We start from the raw sequence: 26005 nt of genomic DNA, 5'->3' as shown, positions 1-26005 counted from the left end.
TTATTTACTAAGTGTTTGTATAATAATTTTCTTGTTTTTAATAAATTCAGCTATAATAACAAATACTATAAGTCGAGGTGATATTAATGTTTTTCAACAAAACTATTGAGGAGGTTTTAAAAGAACTAGACACGAATCCAATAACAGGACTTTCTCAAGAGCAAAGCGAACTAAATAGAGAAAAATTCGGACTAAACCAATTAATAACTAAAAAACCTAAAACCCTTATAGCCATGTTTTTTGCCCAACTAAATGATATTTTAATTTACATTTTACTTGCAGCTGCGGTGATTTCTGCCCTCCTTGGTGAAACAAGTGACGCAATAATAATTGCTATTGTAATTATTATTAATGCTACAGTAGGGATTATTCAGGAGTCTAAAGCAGAAAAAGCTCTTGATGCACTGAAAAAATTATCTACTCCAAAGGCTGTAGTCAAAAGAGATGGGCAGTTAAAAGAAATCCCATCAGTGGAAGTTGTACCTGGAGATATTATTATTATCGATGCAGGAAGATATGTTCCCTGCGATTTAAGACTTATTGAAGCTGCAAATTTAAAAATAGAAGAATCCACACTTACAGGAGAATCTGTCCCTGTGGATAAAGATGCCTCTCTAGTCTTAACGGGCGAGGATATACCACTGGGTGATCAAAAAAACATGCTCTTTATGTCAACTCTTGCAACCTATGGTAGAGGAGTTGGCATAGCTGTATCTACTGGAATGGAAACTCAAATAGGTAAGATTGCTAAGATGCTCGATGAAAAAGTAGACGAGGAGACCCCGCTGCAAAAGAAACTAGCGCAGCTTGGTAAATATCTGGGAATAGGTGCTCTATTGATATGTGCTCTTATGTTTATTGTTGGTGTTCTTCAAAAGAGAGATCTTTTTGAAATGCTACTTGTTTCCATAAGTTTAGCTGTTGCTGCTATTCCTGAAGGTCTTCCTGCTATAGTAACTATAGTTCTTGCTATGGGAGTTCAAAAGATGATAAAGGAAAATGCTATTGTACGTAAATTACCTGCTGTTGAAACTTTAGGTTCGGTAAATATTATTTGTTCAGATAAGACAGGTACTTTAACTCAAAATAAAATGACAGTAACAAAATTCTATGCTGATGGTAACTTAGGAGCTATAGACAGTCTAAATATTAATGACAATGAGCATAAGCTCTTACTAGAAAATCTTATTTTATGCAATGATGCTACTTACTCCGAAAATTCAAAAACTGGCGACCCCACAGAAGTTGCTCTATTACAAGCTGGGGTAAACTATAGCATATTTAAAGACGAATTAGAAAAAACACATAAAAGAATTGATGAAATTCCTTTTGATTCAGATAGAAAATTAATGACTACTGTAAATAAATATGATAATGAATATTACGTAATGACAAAAGGCGCTATTGATAATCTATTAAATCTATGCACAAAGGCATATATTAAAGGAAGTATAATAGGCATCACCCCTACTATCAAAAGTGAAATATTAGCTGCCTCAAATAATATGTCTGATAATGCACTAAGGGTACTAGGTGCGGCTTATAAAATCCTTCCCACCTCTCATGTAGAGATTGATTCACTTGAAAGTGATTTAATACTTATAGGACTTGTAGGTATGATAGATCCTCCAAGGCTCGAGGTTAAAGATTCTATTTCCCTGTGCATGAAGTCGGGAATACAAACTGTAATGATAACAGGCGATCACCAAAACACAGCTTTTGCTATAGCCAAAGAATTAAATATTGCTAATGATCCTTCTGAAGTTATATCTGGCACCGAACTTGATAAAATGTCTGAAGAAGAACTAAATAATAGAATTGAGAGTATTAGAGTATTCGCAAGAGTGTCCCCGGAACATAAAGTGAAGATTGTACGCGCTCTTAAAGCAAAAGGAAACATTGTATCAATGACTGGTGACGGTGTAAACGACGCTCCCTCTCTTAAAATGGCAGACATAGGAGTAGCCATGGGTATAACCGGTACTGATGTGGCTAAAGGTGCTGCTGATATGATACTCTTGGATGATAACTTTTCAACTATCGTTGCTGCTATAAGGGAAGGACGAACCATCTTCACTAATATCAAGAAAACTATAATATTCCTTCTATCCTGTAATATCGGAGAAATTATAGCTCTGTTTCTTGCAATACTTTTAGGCTGGGCGTCTCCGCTTAGACCTATCCATATATTATGGATTAACCTAATAACAGATACGCTTCCAGCCCTAGCTTTAGGTGTAGATCCTGGCGACCCTGATGTGATGAAATATAAACCTCGGAGTCCAAAGGATAGTTTATTTAAGGGTGAATCATTAAATTTACTTCTTAACGGACTTTTAATCGGTATATTAACCCTATCGGCATTTATAATAGGTGCAAAATATTATAGTGGAGACACAAGTCTCTTCCCACTATTCCCGAGTAACCTCTCAGAAGATGCACTAAAACATGCTCAAACTATGGCCTTTGTAGTCCTTAGTGTTTCTCAACTAGTTCATTCACTAAATATGAGAAATGAAAGAAAATCCATATTCCAAATAGGTTTGTTTTCAAACAAGTATTTAATTGGAGCTATAGTTTTTGGAATACTGCTGCAAGATTTTATAATAACTGTGCCATTTCTAGCAAATGTTTTTAGTGTTCATTCCTTAAGTTTAATGGATTGGGGTTTTGTTACTATCCTATCTCTTATGCCACTACTTTTGAATGAAATTGTAAAAACATTCAGACGCAGTTCTTCCATAATATAAGGAACTATATAACAAAGTAAGAGCCTGATGATTAACTCATCAGACTCTTACTTTTTTCTAAAAATGTGATATATAATAATTTATTTTAACCTAGTACCTTCTTCGTCTTGAAGAATTAGGTCACTTTTCATAAGGCCACCTAATGCTCTTTTAAAGGCATTTTTGCTGGTTTTAAAGACTTTCTTTATATCATCTGGAGAACTCTTATCATTGTATGGCATAGACCCATTAGAGCTATTTAAATATCCTAATATTTGCTCCTCAACTGCATCTCTTTCTTCTAGTCTTGGTTTTCTTACTGTTAAGTCCATTTTGCCATCTTCATAATATTTTTTTACTCTTACTTTTAATCTATCTCCAGGCGTTATATTCATATAATTTTCATTTCTTAGAATAACCCCTCTATAAATATCATCAATAGCTATCATTACAGTACCATTAGTCTGAATTCCGTATACTGTACCTTCCACTTCATCATCAATTTTATATGAATCTGTCTCATATAAATATTTATCAACAAAAGTAGTAGCTGCAATTCTTCCAGTCTTATCTAAATATATATAAAAAAGATATTTTCTGCCTGTTTCTAATTTATAATTTTCCTCCTTAAAGGGAACTAATACATCTCTTTCTAGACCAATTTCTACAAAACTCCCAATTGTAGTCATGTCAATCACCTTAAGATAAGCTAAATCCCCTACCTTAGCAAGTGGTTTCTTTAAAGTTGAAATTAACCTATCACTTGAATCTCTGTATACAAAGGCTTCAACTTCATCATCAATATTAAGTGCTCTACCTAAAGTACTTTTCATTGGAAGTAGTACGTCATCACTAGTGTTTCCTGTACAAGCGTCTAAATAGTACCCAAATTCTGCTCGCCTAACTACTTTTAAATTATTTAAATCTCCTATGTTTATCATTTTATAATCTCCTACCTCTTATTTAATCATCTTCTGCGAAGCTGTAATATTAACGACTTCAGAAGGATATTGGTACATCCACTTAAGTTTCTCTTTATTATAGCATTTATCCACCTGCTTATAGTAATAGGAAACCTTCCTTCTGAAATGTCGTTAAACTTTTGACCAATCTATGTATTTGTTAAGTTTAGAAACAAATTGCACTAAATATTTTTCTTCAAGCTCTGTAAATCTTCCTAGCTCTGGACTGTCTAAATCTAAAACTCCATAAACTACACCGTCTTTTATTATAGGTATAACAATTTCGGAATTTGTTGCACAGTCGCAAGCAATGTGTCCTGGGAACTCATTCACATTTTCTATACGCTGAAGTTTTTTTGTAGCTACTGCTGTTCCACATACACCTTTACCTATTTCTATCCTGTTACAAGCTGGAAGGCCCTGGAACATTCCAAGCACCAATGTGTTTTCGCGTAGTATGTAAAACCCTGCCCAATTTAATCTATCCATAACTGCTTTAATAATTGCAGCAGCATTTGATAGATTTGCTAAGTCATTTTTTTCTGAGCTGAGCTGTCCTTCTAAAAGAATAAGCATATATTTATATTTCTGCTCATTTGTCATCTTTTCTATTCCATTTAATTTTATCATTCTTCTCACTCCTTAAAAAACAATAAATCCCTACTTCTAAATCCCTACTTCTATTGTAGTTAAAAACTCATGAAAATAAAAGCTATTTTTTTAAATAAGGTAAAAATAAGGGACGGTTAACAACTATTTATATAAATAGTTGTTAACCGTCCCTAGTTTCCGCCCAATTATAACCATTTACCGTAGCAGATTTAATAATCTATATTGCTTATGACGTTCAGCATTCGTCCTTATTAAATTAACTATACCTCACTAGTATTTTTTATTGTTTCATCATTGTGTTCAAGCTTATCTATTTTAACAATTGCCCTTTTGCCTCCAGCTTCCGCTATTACTTCTCCCATTCCCTCTTTACCTGTAACTTTTAATAATCCATTTTCATCAATTTGCAAATCATTACTTGTCACCGTCCATTTTACTGATTTATTATCAATTAAAACATTTTCACCTTTTTCATTACTGGATTTTACAGAAAATTGATACGTGTCCCCTTGCTTTAATAAAATTATATCTTTATCCGTTATACTTAATGAGCCTAAGGAATCTAGCACCGTAACCACTGTGCTTCCTGTAATACCATCTAAAGAAGCTTTTACTGCTCCAATTGCCGCTTTATTACCAGCCAGGAACTCACCTTTAGAAGTAACTTGTCCAACTTCTCCTTGAATAGACCAGTTAACATTTTTGTCTGAAAAATTCATAGGATGTAAATTAGTGTCAACTCCTTTTAGACTAAAATTATAAGATGAATTTTTATATACAAGCATATTTTTTTTCATAATAATATCACCCGCTGTATTTGTTATAGGTGCATTATTAGTAAATAAAACAGTATTAGTTACAGCTCTTTCTGAACCATCAGATGGCACATTAACAATGGTATTATCGTTTTCTGCATAACGACGTACATTCATCTGGGTTGAACCACTACCATCAAAATTCAACGCAGTTGTTACACCTAATTCAACCATTAAATTAGCCATTTCTGATAAAGTAGCTCCATCACTAAATGAGGCTGAAGCTTGTCCTCCTCCAACAGTTAATGCAATAACCTTATTATCCGAAGTTATTCCAATGGCAGTTCTAGGTTTTCTAGAGGTTGCAAGATATTTGTCTACACCGGCACTTATCATCACTGCCGCCGATAATGCTTCCCCATTTTTAACCAGATAATTATATCCTCCCATAGCACTAACAATATCTTTCTTGTTAAATCCTAGGTTAAACTTCACCTTATCTCCTGCTTTAAGATTTCCTTTTACCCAAGTAGCTTTTGTACCATTCGATGCAATAACTATACCATCTTTAGGAATAATTACTTCTTTGTTTCCGCCCCCTATACTTTCAATTACCCCTGTAAACTGCTTGTCTAATAAAACAGGACCATCTATTCCCCTAATTACTGTCAATACCTCACTTGGTGCATAAACTGACTGTTTTATTTTTCGATCTAGACTATAATCTGGTGTGAGTACCATTAAACTGTTTTTCACGCTGAACTTATTCACTTCAAATTCACCAAATCTATTAACACTATCTATAAGTACACTTTGTTGCTCTACATTTGCGTTAGGATCATCTAATGTAGAGTCACCCTTTATGAGCTTGCCACTAAAGCTCAGGTTTTCTATAAAGAGCTTACCATTTTTATCTATACCGAATATTGGATATCTACTTTCATCTGCCTTGCAAGTATATCCTACCAAAGGTACTCCATCTTTAATTTGCGGGCCTACACTTGCGCCTATAACCATATTGAAGAAATCACCATTGACTCCTCCTACTACACTGTTATTTTTAGATATTTCTTGCCCAATTTGTTTTGATACTGTATCCTTTGCTAGCACTACATCTTTTGCTTTAGCGAATATGAGACCCACATCACTGTTGTTCAAATCTGCCTTAATAATATTTAGCGTCTGCTTTAGCTGTATGCCACTTTTATCCGTATCATAATAATTTCTTTTTTGCTCTATGTATTGTACTCCATTGGCAATTTTTTCATCTAAAATTATAAAATCCTCTTTATGTGTTGTTGCATAAACATTTACAGCTGAAAAACTAAAAATATTACCAACCAAAGCACTTGACATCAATAAGGATATTAACCTTTTTTTCTTCTCTTCATATCTAAATCTCATAAATTTCAAAATTCATGCCCCCCTTATATCCCATAACATATCTAAATAATATTCTACAAAAAAATACAGTAACCTTCTAGTAAATAAAATTTTACAAGAAATGTTACTATATTTGATCAGATTTACTTTATTATATATTTCATTGAAAGTTCTACATAATGCTCCGCGGATTCTTTTAAGCCTTGTTTTTCTTCTATGGTTAGTTCGCGAATTATCTTTGCTGGTACTCCCATACAAAGAACACCAGAAGGTATTTTCTTCCCTTGAGTAATTAAGCTGCTAGCACCAATTATAGTATATTCTCCTATTTCAGCTCCATCAAGTATAGTGCTTCCCATGCCAATTAAAGTATTACTTGAAATTTTACAACCATGTATTATGGAATTATGCCCTATAGTTACATAATCTCCTATATGCACTGGAAAATTCTTATCAGTATGTACCGTACAATTGTCTTGAATATTTGAATATGTACCTATAGATATATTATCCATATCCCCTCTTAATACAGCCCCAAACCAAATGTTACTATGCTGTCCTATAAATACATTTCCTATAACATCTGCACTTATAGCCACAAAAGATTGCTTGTGTATAGTAGGTATTTCTCCATCAAATTGATGTATCATAAGTTTTCAATCACCTCTTCTAAAATAATAAGTACATGTCTATTATACCCGATATGATATAAATTTACCTATTATTCATCATACTATTTGTCGTATTATTGTTTAACACTTTATGTTGATTTATAAAACTTTATATAATACAATTTCATTTGTATTATATATTATTTTAATATATAATACCATATATAGTGATGAATTTCTTTGTACTCACTACATATTGTATACTATCTTCTTTTAGCATACAAGGTGATACTAATTAATTATGAAAAGCTTCTGTGTGAGTAATACCAACACGCAGCAATATATTTTAGATTTAACTTAAATTCGAGAAAACAATAGGGGGTGAACATACTAGCTTTTTAAGCTAGTATTTATTATGGCGGAGATAAAAAATTTATTTAAAAGATTTTATACAGGTGCATTAGAAAAAGATAAAACTATTACGGTTTTTGATTTGTTCAATTGGAAAAAAGTAGATGTTTTTTTAAAGGACCATAAAACAAGCAAAGTACTTTTAGATATGAAGGATTTAGAATTTCCAGAGCATTACTCACAGAATTCTTGTGATATTATTGCTTCCAAATATTTTAGAAAATCCGGTGTTCCAAGTGTACAAGGCTATGAGAATAGTATGAAAATGGTGGCTCATAGGCTTGTTAATTTTTGGTGTGAATCCTTAATTGACGAGAAAATTATTAAAACCCAGGAGGAAAAAAGCATTATCTATGATGAATTGGTATATGCATTTTTAAACCAAATGTTTGCTCCAAATTCTCCTCAATGGTTTAATACTGGACTTAACCTATCTTATGGTATAAAAGGTGGAACCTTAGATAATTTTTATTATGATGAAAATGAAAAAAAAGTTGTTAAGAGCGAAGATGCTTATACACGAACCCAAGCTTCGGCTTGTTTCATTCTCTCAATTGAAGATAAATTACTTGGCAAACACTCAATATCTGAGCAGTATGTAACAGAAACCAAATTATTTAAAGGCGGTTCAGGTACTGGAACAAACTTCTCTAGCATAAGAGGTAAAGGTGAAAAATTATCTAGCGGTGGAGTTTCTTCAGGCCTCATGAGCTTTTTAAAAGGCCTTGATAGAAATGCTGGGGCAATAAAATCTGGCGGAACTACAAGACGTGCCGCTAAAATGCTATGCCTTGATATTGACCATCCTGAAATAATGGAATTTATGACTTGGAAAGCTAAAGAAGAAGATAAAGTACGTGCTCTTACTAAAATGGGTTACGATGGTAGCTTTGAAGGAGAGTCTTATGAGACAGTTTCTGGCCAAAACGGAAACAACTCAATAAGATTCTCAGATGAGTTCATGATGAAGGTGGATGGCCTTTCAAAAAATCCTAAACAGACTATTACTCTTAAAGGAAGATCTGATAGCTCAATTAATAAAGATATAAATGTTAAAGAACTATGGGATACCTTTAATAAAGCTGCTTGGCTATGTGCAGATCCTGCTCCTCAGTTTGATGATACTTTTAATGCATGGCACACTTGCCCAGCTGGAGAAGATGGAATCGTTAATGCAAAGCACAATAGAATTAACTCAACTAATCCTTGTGGCGAATATGCATTTTTAGATGATACTTCCTGTAATTTAGCCTCTATTAATGTTTATAAATTTTATGATAATGAAACTAAAGAATTGGATATAGATGGCTATGTTCATTTAATCGGACTTACCCAATTAGTTCTTGAAGCTTCCATACATTGGGGCCAGTTTCCCACAGAAGATATAGCAAGAAAAACTCACTTGTTTAGAAGCACAGGACTTGGGATTGCAAACCTCTCTTCACTACTTATGGTAATGGGATATGCCTACGACTCAGAAGATGCTAGAAATTTAGCTTCTGCATTAACTGGAATAATGACTGCAGAGTCTTATTACGTTTCATCCTTAATAGCAAAAGAACTAGCTCCTTTTGAAAAATATGAAATTAACAAAACATATATGCAACTAGTTATAAGGAATCACGCTAGAGCAGCTGGAGCTCTAAATACCGAATTTGAAAATTTAAGTTATGAGCCTATAAAAGTTAATCACTCTCTTTTAAATGACAATTCACTAGGATATTTAGGTAAAACCTTAAAGAATTGTTGGACAAAAGCATTAAATAGTGGTGAAAAATATGGCTTTAGAAATGCTCAAGTTACAGTTATAGCTCCTACTGGTACTATTTCCTTTGCTATGGATTGTGGTGCAACCTCTATAGAACCATATTTCAGCCATTTTATTTATAAAAAGTTATCTGGTGGCGGTTATATGACTATGGTTAATCCGGTAATTAAAGCGTCCTTAAGTAATTTAGGATACTCACAAATCCAAACAAATGACATTTTAGATTATATTCTAAGAAAAGAAAAAGTTGATGAAAATGGCTTTGAATACGAAAAAATTATTGATGGTAAAATCGAGGGTGCTCCACATTTAAAAGTTGAACACTTGCCTATATTTGATACAGCAAACAAATGCGGTAGCGGAAAAAGATATATCCCATTTATGGGACATGTTCTTATGATGGCAGCAATAACCCCAATGATATCAGGTTCTATATCAAAGACTGTAAATCTACCTAAAAATGCCACTATAGAAGACTTCAAAGAAGTAATACTTAATTCTTGGAAATTAGGTGTAAAAGGTATAGCCTTATATAGAGATGGATCAAAGGCAAGTCAACCTTTAAACACTACCTTATCTCAAGATAAAGAACTTTCACTTGAGGATTTATCCTATGCGGATCTTTTAAAGAAAGCAAAGGCAGATCAAGAAATATCCAATCACTCTACAAGAGAAAAACCAATTGGAATCCGTTATGGCACTACTCATCCTGCTCAAATTGATGATGTAAAAGTCTATACTACGGTAAATAGGCGTTCAAATGGGGAAATCTCTGAAATATATATAACAACAGATAGAGAAGGTACTATTATTACTGGATTACTTAATTCCCTTTCAAAGTCAATATCAGTAATGCTCCAGTATCATGTACCTGCAGAAGATATTTCTAAAATGCTTCGCGGACAAAAATTCGAACCTTATGGTTTTGTACAAAAACATCCTTATATTAAGTCCGTTTCATCTATATCTGATTTAATCAGCAAGATAATTGATATAGAACTAGGCGACTATACAAGATGTCAAATTAAACCTGAAAGCTATGGCAACCCTAATATTCCTAAAAACCCACTAATGCCAGATGAAAATGAAATTTCAGCTAGCATAGTAGAAGCTGAAAATGTATCTTCCTTTGAAAACACAGAAAAACCTAAAGGGGAAAGATTATACTCTGAAACCTGCTCTCATTGTTCAAGTACCAAACTTGTTAAAAGCGGCACTTGCAAGGTTTGTCTGGATTGTGGTACTACCACGGGGTGCAGTTAAATCCAAACAAATGCAAAGCCCTCAGTAGCACAACTACAATTATGAGGTATACTGAAAACCCTTATAAACGTTGAAATATCGTAACCTAATAATTATACGGAACAAAAAGCCACCTGTACTGAGTGTATAGGTGGCTTTTTGTTCCGTATAATTATGAACTGTACTGAAACATTATAAATTGAATGAATATGTAATGTTACCTTATAGCATTCAACATTAAATCTTCAATTCAGTTTAGATCATTCCTGTTATAAATTAAGAAGTATTTAATACACTTTTAGAGTAATATATAGAAATTTTTTACGTTTTCATATAAATTTTGAAGGATAATTGCGGATGATTGTTGAATTGTGTTTTAGTAGAAATATTAGAAGTTCAATAAATTTAGATTACATAATGTCTATAATTGTAAATAGGCGGAAGGGAATGAGTAAAGAAAAACAAGAAATTTTCAGATATAATAGCTAATTTATTAAACCCAGGTGGAACACATTAAATGAGTGTTGGAGGAATACCTAATGAAGCATATTATTGAAAAATCTAATCTTATTACTTTAAGGTATACGCAAGTTGATGATTTGGAATTTGTAATTAATTCTGAACAAGCGACCGATAATGCTCAATTTGTAGGGCAGTGGACAAAAGAGCAACATATAAATGCTTTATCAGATAAAGATATTTTACACTTAATAGTTGAAGATTCAAATACATATAAACCTATTGGCTACCTAATTATGGGTGGAATTGAAAATCCTAATCATAGTATTGAATTTAGAAGAATTGTAATATGTGAAAAAGGAAAAGGTTTAGGTAAAGAAACTTTAATATTAATTAAGAAAGTTGTTTTTGAGCAGTTAAAAGCACATAGGTTATGGCTTGATGTTAGATATAAGAATCATAGGGCACAAAACCTTTATAAATCCGAAGGCTTTATTGAAGAAGGCAATTTAAGAGACTGTATTTTTTATAATGAAAACTATGAATCTCTAATTGTAATGTCAATTTTAGAGAACGAGTATGTACTCAATATAAATTCGTAACTTTCTTAAAGTTAGTCACACTGGTATAATATTATGCATTAAAGGAGGTAAAAATGGATTTTGAAATTTGCTATAATAATTCATCTTTTATTTTAATGGAAGGGGGAGTGGGTGAACGTTTAAAAAGGGAATATGATATTCCTTTTGACGAAGTTGTTGCTCTTGCTGGTCATATATATAATAAAAAAGCTAAGCAAGCACTTAAAGAATTATTTCATCAATATATAAAAATATCTCAACATTATAATTTGCCGATTATGCTAACAACACCAACTCGCAGGGCAAATAAAGAACGTGTTACAAAATCTAAATATAATGAGCGTATTATTTATGATAATATTTCATTCTTGCGTGAAATAAAACAGACCTTTCCTTCGAATGTGTATATTGGTGGACTTATGGGGTGCAAGGGTGATGCTTATAAGGCAACTGATGTTTTGTCTGAAAAAGAAGCATTTGAATTTCATTCATGGCAATCTACATTATTTTCGGAAGCTAAAGCTGACTTTTTATACGCAGGTATTATGCCAGCTTTGTCGGAGGCTATAGGTATGGCAAGAGCAATGGAAAACACTGGTCTACCATATATTATTAGTTTTATGATAAGAAATGATGGTAAATTAATAGATGGTACAACAATTCATGAAGCTATAAGCACAATTGATAATGCTACAAACCGCAGACCTCTTTGCTATATGACGAATTGTGTTCATCCAAAGGTGGTCGCTGAAGCGTTATCTCAAGCTTATAATAAAACAGCTATAGTAGAAAACCGATTTAAGGGGATACAAGCGAATACGTCTCCTCTATCACCAGAAGAACTCGACAGTTGTTGTGATTTAAAGACTTCAGATGCTAATAATTTGGCAAATGATATGTTAAAACTATATAAAGACTTTAACCTTAAAATTTTTGGTGGTTGCTGTGGTACAGATGACACCCACATGAATGAAATTGCCAAAAATTTAAATCAGATGATTTAATATTAAACTTTCTATTATAAACATACTGTGTAGTATTTATTAAGAACAATATTCCTATGTTGTGTCTATCTCAAAACAGTGGGGACGGTTAACAACTAATCATACTATTCCATTTCTCAAATCAACTCTCTTTTATTAGAATATACTTTTGTTATAGCACCCTCTAATAAAAAATTTTAGTTCGCAATAATTATTCAAAGGAGATGTTAAAATGCCTGCATTCATCAATGGAAACATTATAACTTTAGACGAGGACAAATTATGTGAAGCATTCTATGTAGAACATGGTATCTTCAAAGCTATCGGCACTAATGAAGAAATATTGTCCTTATCTAAGCCTTATGACACCATCGTTGATCTTAAAGGTAATACCGTTATTCCAGGCTTTAACGATGCCCATATGCATTTTTTAAACTATGCTGTTCAAAAGAATAATGTTAACTTATTAAATGTCCCCTCTATTGATAAACTCATATATTTAACGAAAGAACATATAAAAACTCGTAGTATTCCAGATGGACAATGGATAATTTCAAGAGGTTGGAATCATAACTTATTCTCTGAAAAAAGACTACCTACTAGGCATGATCTTGATAAAATAAGTACGTCGCACCCTATATATTTTGCTAGAATATGCGGACATATAGGCGTTGTCAATTCTAAAGCCTTAGAATTACTGAGCATTAACTCACACACAGAAAATCCAGAGGGTGGTATTATTGATATTGAAAATGGAATGCCAACAGGAATCCTTAGAGAAAATGCACTTAATTTAGTCTCTAACTCTCTCCCTAAAATTCCAAAGGAAGAAATTAAAACCTTATTAAAGTCTGCATTTATGGACGCTTTAAAGGTAGGTATTACCACCATTCAAACTGAAGATTTAACTCACTGCGGCTCTTTACAAAACTTACTTGCAGCTTATAGAGAATTAGAAGTAGAACAAACTCTTCCGCTTAGATTTATCCTACAATTAAATTTACCTAATGAGAAAAGTATATCAGAAGCAGTTAATTTAAAATTAAAATCCAATTTAGGAAGTAATATGTTAAAGATAGGACCAATAAAATTATTTGAAGATGGCTCCTTAGGTGGCAGAACTGCTGCTATGAAAGAAGAATACTGCGATGAAGGCACTAAAGGGGTATTAATATATAACCAAGCTTCACTAGATAACATTACGAGTCTTGCGCATGCTGCCGGCTTTCAAATAACTATCCATGCAATAGGAGATAATGCTACAGAAACTATTTTAAATTCTTATGAGAAAATAGTAACATCCTCTGAAAATAAGGATTTGCGCTTAACCATAGTCCACTGTCAATTCACTAATGATGAATTACTTAGCAGATTTAAAAAACTAAATATAGTGGCTAACGTTCAACCCTCTTTCGTTATGACTGATTACCCAATAGTTGAAAGTGCAGTTGGGAAAAAACGTGCAGATAAGAGCTATGTTTGGAAAGACATGCTAAGTTCAAGGATTCCTGTTGCCTTTAGCTCCGATGCACCAATTGAGAGTTTTAACCCAATAGAAGGCATTTATGCAGCAGTTACTAGAAAAGATTTGAAAGGCTATCCTACTGAAGGCTGGCACAGCGCACAAAACTTAACTGTTATAGAAGCTTTAAAAGCCTATACTCTAGGTTCTGCTTATATGAGTTTTGAAGAAGCTATTAAAGGTACTATATCTATAGAAAAATTAGCTGACTTTGTTGTTCTATCAGAAGATATTTTACGCACTGAAAAACATAATATAAAGAATATAACTGTTTTACAAACCTATGTAGGTGGCGTAAAAATGTTTTAGGGACAGTTAACAACTAATGTCCACTCTTCAAACAAACCCTTTTTTATTAGAGGCTGCTAACAAAATACAGATGTTCTAGGGACAGTTAACAACTAATGTGCATAAGACAGAAAAAGGAGTATAAATTTCACATAGAAATTTATACTCCTTTTAAAATTATTTTTTATTGTCAATATTGTTTTTAATCCTATTTGGCTTAACCTTAGGTCTCATTACGACGTCGGCCTTTTTATCTTTTTTAGCTCCTATACTATAGTTTGTTGTAGGAGCACTTTTCTTCTTGATAAAGCCTGATAAATCCATAAACCATAAAAATAAAAATACAAATACTCCTGGTATTACATAGTTAGCTACATATTTTGGCATAGTAGGCCATGCAAGCGTAGGCACCACAAATAATACCATAGCGAGTCCAAGTATTACCCATTTGTTAACTTTTATCTTATGTAATACATAAGTTTTTAAAACATTATATACTACAAGAACAACGATTGAAAATGCAACGATGCCGAGTATTGTTATAAAGGTACTCATTTTATCCCCTCTTTTCTATAATTTACATGAAAATAAACGTATACTATACATTATCAAACATTTCTCAATATATATCAATAGCTTATGCATTAATTTATATATTTATATTTGAATTCAGAAAATAGTTATGCTAAAGTATTTGTGGGTAGTATCTAATATGAACTTCACCGAATTGTTTAATATATTATTATTAGCGGTTTAATCCACATTGGTGGCTTTATCTACTTAAATGGCTTGGTTTGTTTTTTCTGCTCATATCTTTATGAATGAGACAGCTATACAGGAGTCTTCCACCCTCATATACCTGTGGTGTACTGTGTATTACATTGGAGGCGATATTATGGTTGTTGGCTTTATTTGATGTGGAAAGATAGGTTTTTCCCTTGGAAAATATTTTTCCTTGAAAGGAATAACGTCATCTGGATACTATAGTAAATTATATAAAGATGCTAAAGAAGCATCTGAATTTACTAACTCAAAAGCTTATGAAAACATTAATTGTGGTTCCTTAACTTCTAGCATTTTTTTAGATATAAACAATTCAGATGCATTCGCATATTCAATTCACCCTATTTTCTCATTTTTTGATAAATATAATTCCTATAAAAACATGCAAACTGCTCATTTTTCTATTGAAGCACCCAAAGATCATATACAACATATTAATGCGTTTCATAAGGAAGCAATTTATATTTAATTATGTTGTATAATTAAATACGGACACAACAGTATTTTAATACGAATTCATACATGATAGGGGAGGGGATATTAATGTATTTAGTTACAACAATGATTTTTTTATTATCCTATAGTATTTCATATGCTATATTTCATTTTATTAGTTCAAAATTAAACGTAAAAAAATGGTTTAAGCAAAATTATATGAGAAAAATTATTGCAGTTGTAATATCTTTTATAATATATATAGTTGGCACTATGCTTAGCGAAAGGTTTAATATTGTAGGTAATTACAATACTATACTAAAGGGGATTTTATATTCAATTGTTGTAAGTACTGCAGTTGGTGTAGTGTCGAAGGTATCAAAAATTAGAAAGGTGGATAAATAATATTTTTAAATGTGAATTAAGGGAAGCCATTTTTGGCTTCCCTTAAAAATTGTCATATTACCAACACTATTATTAAACATAGGTGCGACAATAAGTTGCTAATTGGTAGTGTTTCGTATGAAACTGCATTAATTACTAAGCATATCCCTACTCGAAACTGCACTCTGAGTAATTGGTTTGTAGGTTGCATGAGAGTTAAATACCTAAGGTCATTGCTTTACGTAGGAGCAATACTGGGTTAGGGGGAAAATATATGAATATGTGAGGAAACTTCGCCAACGGATTTTTCGTACCGAACAGTTGGGACAGAAAAGAAAAGCATGAAAACTTCAAAGACTAATGATTAGACGTACTAGCTTTATCCAAAGAGAAACATAGTGATAAAGACTATGGCAAACTTAAAGAATTTTTAATGATGCAGGAGCACAAGCAATAAAACTCGAGGGTGGTGCTATAGTTTGCCCACAAATTCAAGCCATAGTAAATGCTCAGATCCCTGAAGCTTTAGATTTAATATGAATCGTTGCTTAGCTTCTTTTTTTGCCACTGAATATCCACCTCGCATTCCATTAACATCTTGTTTTTGTTCTTACATGTTTTTTAATACAGGCGAAATAAAATAATTTTTTATAATGCAGTAATAATTTTTTAAAAATTGCAAACACTAATACTGTAAATTTAATTAAAAAGGAGATGTGTAAGTTGAAAGGATTAGATATTACTGCACTCGTATTAGTTATTATAGGAGCTGTAAATTGGGGACTAATTGGATTTTTCCGATTTGACCTAGTATCAAGCTTATTTGGTACTGGAACAGCATTTACTAGAATTATATTTGCTCTAGTAGGTATAGCTGGTCTATATTCCTTATCTTTCTTAGGAAGAGACAGGGATAGAGATATTGACAGAACTGAGGTTAAATAATTTCTAAATAAATGTTCTAACCATAATAAAAAAGAGGTTGAATTTTAAAATTCAGCTTCTTTTTTATTGAAATAAATTTTATACAATCTACTTTAAGAACTTTTACATAAATCTTAACTGAACCAAACCAGTTTTATCCGTAACTCTTATTACAATTAAGCTATAGGAATCTTTTTTTTCTATATCTTGTATCATAATTAAAAATTTTTCCTCCAACATCTTTAATCGAATACCTGTTTTACTTTGAATTTCATACCCCTTTGAACCTTTTACTATAAATAAATTATCCCAGGGCTGAGGAGTATATTCATTAAAATTTATCTCGAAAATTATTCCTTCTTTCTGAAGCAATCTTATGAGACTATTATATTCGTCATGTAATACATCATTTGTACACTTTAATTTCTGCACTGCAGAATTATTATTCTCTAATAAATTATTTTGCTGCATTATCTCTAATTCATATTGGGTCTTTTTAAGGTCTAGCTTCTTTATTTTGTTCTTAATTTTATCTAAATAATAGCTATTGGTGTTTTTATCCATTAACTTTCCCTTGCCTTTCCTAGTATTCTTTATGTAGAATATAATTGAGGTGATTATATATGAATGAATTTATAGATTGGATTACTTCCAGTTTAAAATATATAGGTAAAAAAAGTAAATTATTTCTAATGGAATTTTATAATAAAATAAACCTTCTAATCAATAATAATTTTACTTTAAGCAAAATATATAAACCAATTATCCATGAAAAAACGGACACAAATAATAATTTGCAAAAAACACTAAAGGTTTTAGATAATAAAAATAAGGAAATTCAAAATAATATATTAAAACTTGAAAATCAAAATGCAAAACTACAATCTAAAATTTCTATAATCCAAGACCTCATAACAAAACGGCATGACTAATTGTGAATAAAGTCTTGTAAAAATAACTGTCCAATCAATAATATATTTATCTTTGGTTAATACTATAATGAGGCACAAATAAATAAATTGCAAGCATAAATCCTTGTTATTTATATGAATATGCCTAACCTAACAATCTTAAAGCGAGGTGTTTTATATTGTTTGATAGTATGTGCCAAAATAAGACTTATAAAAATTTATTTAATGGTGATTGGGTTACATCTAGTAATACCATAGATATTCTCTCTCCTGTAGACAACAGTTTAGTAGGTAAGATACCAGCTATGAGCAAAGATGAAGCTAATATGGTTATTGCAAATTCAAAAACCTCTCAAAAAATTTGGGCCAATATGGGCATTAGCTCTCGTGCATCAATTTTGCATAAAGCGGCTGCTTTACTTGATGAAAATGTTGATTATCTGTCCCACCTCATGCAACTTGAAATTGCTAAAGACAAGCATTCCTGCATTGCTGAGATAAAAAGAACTGCGGATTTTATTAGATTTACTGCTGATGCTGGTAAACATTTAGAAGGCGAAACTATAGGAGCTGATAATTTCCCTGGTTTTAAGAAAAATAAAATATCCTTTGTCACTAAAGTACCAGTGGGCGTTGTCCTCGCGATTTCCCCTTTTAATTACCCTATTAATCTTTCTGCATCTAAGATAGCCCCAGCCCTTATAGGTGGAAATAGTGTGATTTTAAAGCCTTCCACTCAAGGTGCTATTAGTGCACTTCATTTGGCTGCAATCTTTCATGAAGCAGGACTCCCACATGGAGTTTTAAACACAATAACAGGCAGAGGCTCTGAAATAGGTGATTATTTAGTAACTCACAAGGATATTAATTTTATAAACTTTACTGGAAGTACTCAGGTAGGAAAACATATAGCTGTAATTGCTGGCATGGTGCCTATGATTATGGAGCTTGGTGGCAAGGATGCAGCTATAATCCTCTGCGATGCTGATATTGAAAGTGCTGGCAAAGATATCGTTACTGGGGCCTTTAGCTATTCTGGTCAAAGATGTACCGCAGTTAAAAGAGTTTTAGTTATAAATGATGTTGCAGATAGCCTCATAAGCGAATTAATGAAAAACATCAAATTACTGAAAGTTGGAAATCCAGAAGATGATTGTGATATAACTCCACTCATAGATAATAAAGCTGCAGACTACGTTCAAGAGCTCATAGATGATGCTATAAGTCATGGGGCTACGCTATTATGTGGAAATAAGCGAAATAATAATTTAGTTTACCCAACCTTATTCGATAAGGTAACTACGGATATGAGGCTCGCTTGGGAGGAACCTTTTGGGCCAGTTCTTCCAGTTATTAGAGTTAAAAATATTGAGGAAGCTATTGATATAGCTAACAGATCTGAATATGGTCTTCAAACTTCTGTTTATACTAAAAATATAGATGATGCCTTCAATATTGCCAGTCGCCTGGAGGTAGGCACCGTTCAAATTAATAATAAACCTGAAAGAGGTCCTGACCACTTTCCTTTCTCTGGAACAAAATCCTCTGGCATGGGTACTCAAGGCATAAGATATAGTATTGAAGCTATGACTAGATCAAAAGCTACTGTTTTACTCATAAATCCATAGTAAAATTTAAAGAAGCAGCTTTTAATTACAAGCTGCTTCTTTCATTTTCCATATCTAAATTTGTTTGGATTATATTTTTTACGGTTTCTGAAATCTCCGCTTTTTCTTCCTTTGACATCTTATCCATATATATAGGTTTACCTATTATAAGCTTTGCATTTGCCTTTTTAACTTTTCCATTATTACCTTCCATCCCCTTATGCGTATCATAAAAGGTTATAGGAACAATAGGAACTCCAGCCTTTATTGCTAGCCTCATACTACCCTTCTTAAATTCCCCCATATTATTACTTCTACTTCTAGTACCTTCTGGAAAAATAATCATAGAATATCCATTTTTTAAATTTTCAACGCCTTCTGAAATTGCTTTTAAAGCCTCTCTTGGGTTTTCTCTATCCATAAATACAGAATGAATTTGCCTAATCCAATATCTCATTACTGGTATTTTTTCCATTTCCTTTTTAGCAACTGCACCAGTAAGTGTATTCATACTAGATAATATAACTGGAATATCCAGATTACTTTGGTGATTTCCCACAAAAACACAAGGTTCATTTGGTATATTTTCTTTCCCTATGACAGTTAAATTTAAGCCCGCAATCCTAATTATAAAATTAGACCACTGCTTAACTGCTTTAAATAGATAAGCATCCACCTCTTCCGTAGTCTTATGTTTTTTTATTCCATTAAGTTGTATTTCCTTAAAGCCTTTCCCAATCAAATCAATAATAAAACGCAAATAAAAATAAACCGTTCTCATACCTCTATCCCTTTCATTTTAAGATTAAATTATAACTTTTTTAATTATACCTTTAACATATCTAAATATATCTCTATATAATTATACTAGTTAATAGGCAATTTTTCAAATTTTTCAACTGCTGAAAAGGTGAATTGTAATTTGAGCATGGTTTTTTCTTAGAATTTGATATTTTTTTATTTAAATGGATAAAATTATTTATGTACTTAAAATATTATGTAGGAGATTAATCATATGCCAAAGAAGCCCTGGTTAAAATATGCCTTAATTTGCACTTTATTAGCTTTTATAACTGTAGCTGTAGCCATAGTTTATAAATCTAATATAAAAACTAATATACCCTTGGAAAACAATATGGTCACCCATTTTATTGATGTAGGACAGGGTGATTGTATCCTTATTCAAGTAAATAATAAAAACCTATTAATTGATAGCGGTACCAGCGATTCACATAAAAAAGTAATTAGATATTTAAAAAATAATAATATTACTAAACTAGACTATGTAATTGCAACTCATCCCCATGAGGATCATATAGGGGGTATGGCTAATGTGATTAAAGCTTTTAAAATTGGTGAATTTTATGCCCCTAAAGTTACATCTGACACACAATCCTTTGAAGATATGATTGGAGCTTTAAAAAGAAAAGGTCTTAAAATAAAAATAACTAAACCTAATATAACGTTAGATCTAGGTCCTGATCTCACCTGCCTTATGCTATCACCCAACAAAACTACCTACAAAGATACTAATAATTACTCCTGTGTCCTAAAGGTGTCTTATAAAAATTCAACTTATATGTTTACGGGTGATATAGAAGAGCTAAGCGAAGATCAAATTTTAAATAGTGGTTATGATTTAAATGCTGAAGTTCTCAAAGTAGCTCATCATGGTAGTAATTCCTCAAGCACGCAAGAATTTTTAAATAGAGTTTCTCCAAAAATTGCAGTAATAAGCTGTGGGACCTATAATAGTTATGGTCATCCAAATAGGGAAACCCTAGATAAACTTAAAAAGTTAAATTGCATTATCTATAGAACTGATTTAGATAAAAATATTGTACTCATAAGCGATGGTTTAACCACAAAAAGATTGGTGGGAAACTAAAAAAAACTAGTTGCCTAGTTTTTCATTTAATCCAAAAATAACAATGGTGGGTCTAAATGGACTCGAACCATCGACCTCACGCTTATCAGGCGTGCGCTCTAACCAGCTGAGCTATAGACCCATGATAACCTTATCATACATGACTTTTAAAGTATAATACCTATTTTTTACATTGTCAATACTTTTCTTTATCTTCAGTCAATTTTATATGATTCGTTTATCTTCAGTCAACTATATAGGTGCTGTGTGGCTAAATCATACTACTGATTTTGCCTTACTGCTTATACTTTAAACTTCTGTACCATATCAGTTAGTTTTTGTGCGAGTTCAGCCTGACTTTGCGCAGATTTTGCAACATCGTTAACAGCCGATGTTATTTCATTAACACTACCTAATATTTCTTCAGAACTTGCAGCAGATTGTTCTGCTGTTGCAGATACGGTCTGTATAGCAGAACTTACTTGCTCAGCTACTTCATTCATTTGTTTTGAGGAAGTGGAAATCTGTCCTATAATCTCATTAACAAATTCTGAATCTTTTTCATATTGAACGCCTGTGCTCATAAGAAGCTCATAACTTGGCTTTACATTGTTTACCATGTATTTAAGTACATCTTGTCCGCTTTGTGAAAGCCTTTCAACTGCAACCTGTACTTGTCCAACCATACCTTGGATATCCAAAACCGCCTGTGAAGATTGTTCTGCAAGTTTTCTTACTTCATCAGCAACTACTGCAAAGCCTCTACCCTGTTCCCCAGCCCTTGCTGCTTCTATTGCTGCATTTAAAGCTAGCAAATTTGTTTGCCCTGCTATGCTTCCAATTGAGTCAGCCATAATTTTAACTTTATCTACAACTTTAGAATCTTCAATTGCCTTTAAAATATTAGACCGATTTTCCATATATATTGAATTACCCTCTTCTATATTTTTTGAGGCTTTATTTTTTATATCAATTGCACGTTTTTTTATCTCACTTACTGATAGCTCTGCATCACTTGCTCTTTTGGCAAGTTCATTTGTATTAGCATTTATTTCCTCTATTGATGCACTTACCTCTTCAGTACTAGAACTTAAATCCACAGTACCTTTAGATATTTGTTCTGTTGATTCATTTACTAATTCCATTTTAGATGAAACTTCTTCAGCAGTGGCTGATAATTCTTCACTTGTTGCGCTTATATCACTGGAACTATTCATTATTTCAGTGATTAGATTCCTTACGTTATTACCAGCTTGATTTAATGCTTTAGCAAGACTTCCTATTTCATCTTTTGTGTCAATATTTATTGATTGAGTTAAATCTCCATTTCCAAGTGCTTCAGCAAATTTCAAAACTTTATTTATATTTTTTGAAATCCAAAGTGATATTGCAATTCCTAATGCAAGGGCAAGAAGAAAACCTAAAGCAACTATTATAACTATTTTAATTAAAGATTTTTTAGACATTGAGTTATTTTCTTTATATGCGCTATCAGCTTCATTTGTATTGATTTTTATTAAATCGCTCAAACCCTTATATATACTTTCTCTTATTGGTGTTAATTTTAAAAAATTAGCATCAGCCTCAGTATACTTCTCTTCATCTACAAATTTTATAACTAATTCATATGCACTTTTATATGCTTGTAAGTCATTTTTTAACTGCGTAAATATTGGTTTTTCATTGTTATTATCAGATAACAATGATTTCTCATAATTGGATATAATAGTATTGTTTTCATTATATAATTGGCTAATTTCTTTTCTAAGTGCAACATTTTGATTATTCATATTTCTTTGATAGTCAAACTTTAATACATTATAACGTATGTCAGCTACATTCTGTCTTATGGTAGTTAAGGATTTTATGGATGCAAGGTTATAGTCATGCATTGAAGCACTACGGGAGTTAATCTCCTTCATATCTATAGCTCCAATAAATCCAACAACTGCTATAATCAATGATACTAAAATAAACGATGATATTAATTTTTGTGCCGTTTTTAAATTTTCAAACCACTTCATAATGATTCCCCCCTATAAATTACTTAGTGAATTCAGAAACCCTTAGGCTCCCATATATCTCAATCTCGGAGGAATGATTTTTATTCCTCCCTCCAGAATTTCAAACAAAATCTTTTTGAAATTTATTATATTTACTACTGTTTTTTTTGAAATGTTCTACATTATCAATTAATTTCCTAAAACTTAATATTCCATATATTTCATCTTGTTATTCTTTTAGATACTATGTTATTCTTTATTATATATTTGGTATTTTTCTTTCGTGGATATTTATAGTATATATTCAATGTTATATAAACAATAGTGATTTTATCCTATTGTCATGTCAACTGTCTTGACATGTTTTATAAAGGTGGGTTATTATGATTACAAAAATTAAATTTTCAGAATGCCTTCGATTATTACTCTCAGCGCTAGACATGAGCAATAATCGATTAGCAAAAGGAATTAACGTAGATTCCTCATTAGTAAGTCGCTGGTTGCACGAACAACGAATTCCCTCATATAATTCAAATCATTTAGAAGCCATAGCTCTATTCCTATCTAAAAGTATCCTGAATTCTTTACAAGAACAGCGTTTAAATGAGTATATTAATACAATTAATATAGATATAACCCTTAATGCAAAAGATAAAATAATGAAAGTTCTTTTAGAATCCCAGGGATATTCTATGGATTCCAAAAAAAAAGATGCTATTTTTAAAAAAAACTCTACTAAGTCAGTGGAAATCATTAATTTACCAGATAAAAATAGTCTCATTATTGGGCGTAAAAAAATATTGTCAGCCATGTTATCTTTAATTGAAAAATCCACAAAAGTAACATGCAAAAAAAATAATATAATCTATATATCATTTAACAGCAGTTCAAATGTGATAAAACCTTATGAAGATTTTATGCGCTGGAGGGATGTTGTTTTAAAGGCATTAAAACACGGTTATACTGTAAAATTTATATTCGACTTAATGGATAACCTAAAGGAGTCACTAATTTTTTTGAATTTTGCTAAACCATTATTAGAAACAGGTACTTTTTTAATTTATTACTATAAATTCTATGAAACATTTAATTTTGGTAGAGAAGTTACTATTATTCCAGGCATAGGCGCATTAAGCTGTCTTTCCACAAGTCATAATTCCGAAGTATACGGTGCATTTTATGTAAAGAGTGAAGTTGGTATTGATATTTTAGGTGATAATTTTAATGCATTTCTTTTATCTTCTTCTAAACCCTTAATGAAATACTATACTCTAGATAAAAATTTAGCCTATTGTGATTCCATAGTTAAAAGTGAAGAAAGGCCAGGAGCTCGGTTTTTATTTAAGGATAATTTTAACCTATTAACTATTCCAAACATACAGCACAATAAATTATTGGAGAAACTACAGGTTACTAATGATGAACTTGATATACAATTAGAATTACATAAATCCAGTTTAAATTCTTTTTTGTTTAATCTACAACATTATGAATATTTTGATGTATATACCTTAGGCTCAATACAAAATTTAATTAAAAGTAAACAACTTGCATTTATTTCTAATAATAAAGTTACTACAATTGATTTAGAGACTGAAGATATAATTATGTTTATACAAAATATTATTGATTTAATAAAAACATATGATAACTATAAGATTGCTCTTATTAATGAAACTCTCTATAATAATGAAAATAATATATGTTCTTCTATTATTATCAAAGAAAAATATCAAGTTTATATTGAATTATCAAAATTCAGAATATCAATTGACGAGCCTATGCTTGTTAATGCTTTTGAAGAACATTTCAAAAAAATTTGGAAACAGATTTCTCCCATAGATAAGAATAAAGAACAAATTATAAGCTGGCTTCAACGTCAAATGAATGTTTTAAAGAAGTAACTTATTTGACAAAATATTGATATAATTTAAAAATGGTCTAGTAAATATCCAGATGCAATAACGAGCTGGTAAGATAATTGGGATAATCTCATAACTTTCTTTGTATTCCCAGATTATATTCGTAGTATTATATACACCACAAATGCTATAGAAAGCCTTAATAGGCAATTTAGAAAAGTCACTAAGACAAAACTTATATTTCTGAGTAGCGAGAGTCTTATGAATATGCTGTATTTAGCTACTGAAAAGATGAGCAGAAAATGGACTCGAGTATATGCAAATTGGGATCTTGTTATTACCAACTAATCTAACATTTCCGTCCCTCACCGCATTACCACAATATCAAGTGATGGTATTAGATATTTATTAACAATCTCCATTTCGGACATGGTTTTTAAAAATTCCACTGTTAGATCTGTTACTTCTTCTTTCAATCCATATATTATAATTTCATTGAAATCTTTATTTCTACTAACTTCTTTAGTTGTATTATTGCCTTCAAAGGATGAATAACAATTTATATATTTTTTGAATTTTTATCAGTATTCCATAAAACATTAAGTGCATTAATTGTGGATATCATATCCTTTGATAGATGATTTAATATAAGGCAACGTTACTTAAAATAGTAACCATTTTTAACTTATATATTTTTTCTTATATTATGCTAACAAAAGTATATATTGCGTAGAATGCTTTGAACAAGCCTTAGTAATTCTTAACTAATTTTAGTGAGAGATACGTTAAGAAAAATGCATGTTTGAGCGTTAGTAATCTGTACCCTTTGTCAAGGACAATTTAAAAAAACTTATATTAAATTAAGGAGATGATTTCTGTATTGAACAGGAGTCATCTTTTCTAAATCCCATTGATATCTATAT

The 26005-nt window shown here is 31.6% G+C and carries 21 protein-coding genes, 1 tRNA gene and 1 pseudogene; 13 read left to right on the top strand and 10 right to left on the bottom strand.

From position 1 onward, the window contains the following. Window positions 1-86 precede the first annotated feature (86 nt). Window positions 87-2750 (top strand): cation-translocating P-type ATPase, encoded by a 2664-nt coding sequence (locus tag KPL50_RS11400; RefSeq protein WP_253200577.1) that lies wholly within the window; start codon window positions 87-89, stop codon window positions 2748-2750. A gap of 80 nt (window positions 2751-2830) precedes the next feature. On the opposite strand, the gene KPL50_RS11395 is transcribed toward KPL50_RS11400, so the two are convergent. From KPL50_RS11395 to KPL50_RS11380, 4 genes are all read right to left on the bottom strand, one after another. Then, window positions 2831-3670: a S1 RNA-binding domain-containing protein gene (locus KPL50_RS11395; protein ID WP_216298592.1), complete on the bottom strand. Its 840-nt coding sequence runs from the start codon at window positions 3668-3670 to the stop codon at window positions 2831-2833. 153 nt (window positions 3671-3823) lie between these two features. Then, entirely contained in the window at window positions 3824-4321 is a 498-nt protein-coding gene (locus KPL50_RS11390) for a GAF domain-containing protein (protein WP_216298591.1), read from the bottom strand. 242 nt (window positions 4322-4563) lie between these two features. Beyond that, window positions 4564-6462, bottom strand: coding sequence for a phosphodiester glycosidase family protein (locus KPL50_RS11385; RefSeq protein ID WP_253200582.1), 1899 nt, complete (start codon window positions 6460-6462; stop codon window positions 4564-4566). Window positions 6463-6584: 122 nt separating this feature from the next. Beyond that, a complete protein-coding gene (locus KPL50_RS11380) occupies window positions 6585-7091 on the bottom strand; it encodes a gamma carbonic anhydrase family protein (protein WP_216298589.1) in 507 nt (168 codons plus the stop codon). Window positions 7092-7467: 376 nt separating this feature from the next. Here KPL50_RS11380 and KPL50_RS11375 point away from each other — a divergent pair, with 376 nt between their 5' ends. From KPL50_RS11375 to KPL50_RS11360, 4 genes are all read left to right on the top strand, one after another. Next, window positions 7468-10494 carry a vitamin B12-dependent ribonucleotide reductase gene (locus tag KPL50_RS11375; RefSeq protein WP_216298588.1) on the top strand — a complete coding sequence of 1009 codons (3027 nt, stop codon included), beginning with the start codon at window positions 7468-7470 and terminating at the stop codon, window positions 10492-10494. Window positions 10495-11012: 518 nt separating this feature from the next. Then, window positions 11013-11534 (top strand): GNAT family N-acetyltransferase, encoded by a 522-nt coding sequence (locus KPL50_RS11370; protein WP_216298587.1) that lies wholly within the window; start codon window positions 11013-11015, stop codon window positions 11532-11534. 53 nt (window positions 11535-11587) lie between these two features. Next, the gene (locus tag KPL50_RS11365) at window positions 11588-12517 is read left to right on the top strand and encodes a homocysteine S-methyltransferase family protein (protein ID WP_216298586.1); all 930 of its coding nucleotides are present in this window, start codon (window positions 11588-11590) and stop codon (window positions 12515-12517) included. 211 nt (window positions 12518-12728) lie between these two features. Beyond that, entirely contained in the window at window positions 12729-14327 is a 1599-nt protein-coding gene (locus tag KPL50_RS11360) for an amidohydrolase (RefSeq protein WP_216298585.1), read from the top strand. Between the two features lie 156 nt (window positions 14328-14483). Here the strand turns inward: KPL50_RS11360 and KPL50_RS11355 are convergent, their stop codons facing one another. Then, window positions 14484-14861: a hypothetical protein gene (locus KPL50_RS11355; RefSeq protein ID WP_216298584.1), complete on the bottom strand. Its 378-nt coding sequence runs from the start codon at window positions 14859-14861 to the stop codon at window positions 14484-14486. A 400-nt stretch (window positions 14862-15261) separates the two neighbouring features. Between KPL50_RS11355 and KPL50_RS11350 the strand changes: the two genes are divergently transcribed. The 3 genes from KPL50_RS11350 (at window position 15262) to KPL50_RS11340 (ending at window position 16853) form a co-directional block, all read left to right on the top strand. Further along, the gene (locus tag KPL50_RS11350) at window positions 15262-15558 is read left to right on the top strand and encodes a hypothetical protein (protein ID WP_216298583.1); all 297 of its coding nucleotides are present in this window, start codon (window positions 15262-15264) and stop codon (window positions 15556-15558) included. Window positions 15559-15632: 74 nt separating this feature from the next. Next, entirely contained in the window at window positions 15633-15929 is a 297-nt protein-coding gene (locus KPL50_RS11345) for a hypothetical protein (RefSeq protein WP_216298582.1), read from the top strand. Between the two features lie 702 nt (window positions 15930-16631). Next, window positions 16632-16853, top strand: coding sequence for a DUF378 domain-containing protein (locus KPL50_RS11340; RefSeq protein ID WP_216298581.1), 222 nt, complete (start codon window positions 16632-16634; stop codon window positions 16851-16853). A 102-nt stretch (window positions 16854-16955) separates the two neighbouring features. On the opposite strand, the gene KPL50_RS11335 is transcribed toward KPL50_RS11340, so the two are convergent. Further along, the gene (locus tag KPL50_RS11335) at window positions 16956-17396 is read right to left on the bottom strand and encodes a hypothetical protein (protein WP_216298580.1); all 441 of its coding nucleotides are present in this window, start codon (window positions 17394-17396) and stop codon (window positions 16956-16958) included. A 59-nt stretch (window positions 17397-17455) separates the two neighbouring features. Here KPL50_RS11335 and KPL50_RS11330 point away from each other — a divergent pair, with 59 nt between their 5' ends. Together KPL50_RS11330 and KPL50_RS11325 are read left to right on the top strand one after the other, a co-directional pair. Next, a complete protein-coding gene (locus KPL50_RS11330; RefSeq protein ID WP_216298579.1) occupies window positions 17456-17764 on the top strand; it encodes a hypothetical protein in 309 nt (102 codons plus the stop codon). A 158-nt stretch (window positions 17765-17922) separates the two neighbouring features. Further along, window positions 17923-19371 carry an NADP-dependent glyceraldehyde-3-phosphate dehydrogenase gene (locus tag KPL50_RS11325; protein WP_290443228.1) on the top strand — a complete coding sequence of 483 codons (1449 nt, stop codon included), beginning with the start codon at window positions 17923-17925 and terminating at the stop codon, window positions 19369-19371. Between the two features lie 25 nt (window positions 19372-19396). Here KPL50_RS11325 and KPL50_RS11320 read toward each other — a convergent pair whose 3' ends face one another. Continuing rightward, the gene (locus KPL50_RS11320; protein WP_216298578.1) at window positions 19397-20131 is read right to left on the bottom strand and encodes a 1-acyl-sn-glycerol-3-phosphate acyltransferase; all 735 of its coding nucleotides are present in this window, start codon (window positions 20129-20131) and stop codon (window positions 19397-19399) included. A 234-nt stretch (window positions 20132-20365) separates the two neighbouring features. Here KPL50_RS11320 and KPL50_RS11315 point away from each other — a divergent pair, with 234 nt between their 5' ends. After that, window positions 20366-21238, top strand: coding sequence for a ComEC/Rec2 family competence protein (locus KPL50_RS11315; RefSeq protein WP_216298577.1), 873 nt, complete (start codon window positions 20366-20368; stop codon window positions 21236-21238). Window positions 21239-21282: 44 nt separating this feature from the next. Here the strand turns inward: KPL50_RS11315 and KPL50_RS11310 are convergent. Further along, window positions 21283-21359: transfer RNA gene (locus KPL50_RS11310), tRNA-Ile, on the bottom strand. Window positions 21360-21519: 160 nt separating this feature from the next. Then, window positions 21520-23241, bottom strand: a complete 1722-nt coding sequence (locus KPL50_RS11305; RefSeq protein ID WP_216298576.1) for a methyl-accepting chemotaxis protein — start codon at window positions 23239-23241, stop codon at window positions 21520-21522. A gap of 362 nt (window positions 23242-23603) precedes the next feature. Between KPL50_RS11305 and KPL50_RS11300 the strand changes: the two genes are divergently transcribed. Both KPL50_RS11300 and KPL50_RS27035 read left to right on the top strand, forming a co-directional pair. Then, window positions 23604-25124, top strand: coding sequence for a hypothetical protein (locus KPL50_RS11300; protein ID WP_216298575.1), 1521 nt, complete (start codon window positions 23604-23606; stop codon window positions 25122-25124). Between the two features lie 84 nt (window positions 25125-25208). Then, window positions 25209-25430, top strand: a pseudogene (locus KPL50_RS27035) (transposase); the annotation flags it as partial. Window positions 25431-25932: 502 nt separating this feature from the next. Here KPL50_RS27035 and KPL50_RS27905 read toward each other — a convergent pair. Next, window positions 25933-26005 (bottom strand): IS3 family transposase (locus KPL50_RS27905; RefSeq protein ID WP_375372918.1); only part of this gene is annotated, 73 nt, incomplete at its 5' end.

Source organism: Clostridium sp. CF012 (genome assembly GCF_018861755.1).
Classification (GTDB): domain Bacteria; phylum Bacillota; class Clostridia; order Clostridiales; family Clostridiaceae; genus Clostridium_AD.
Note: the sequence above shows the minus strand (reverse complement) of the source record. Positions and strands in the feature narration are given on the sequence as shown.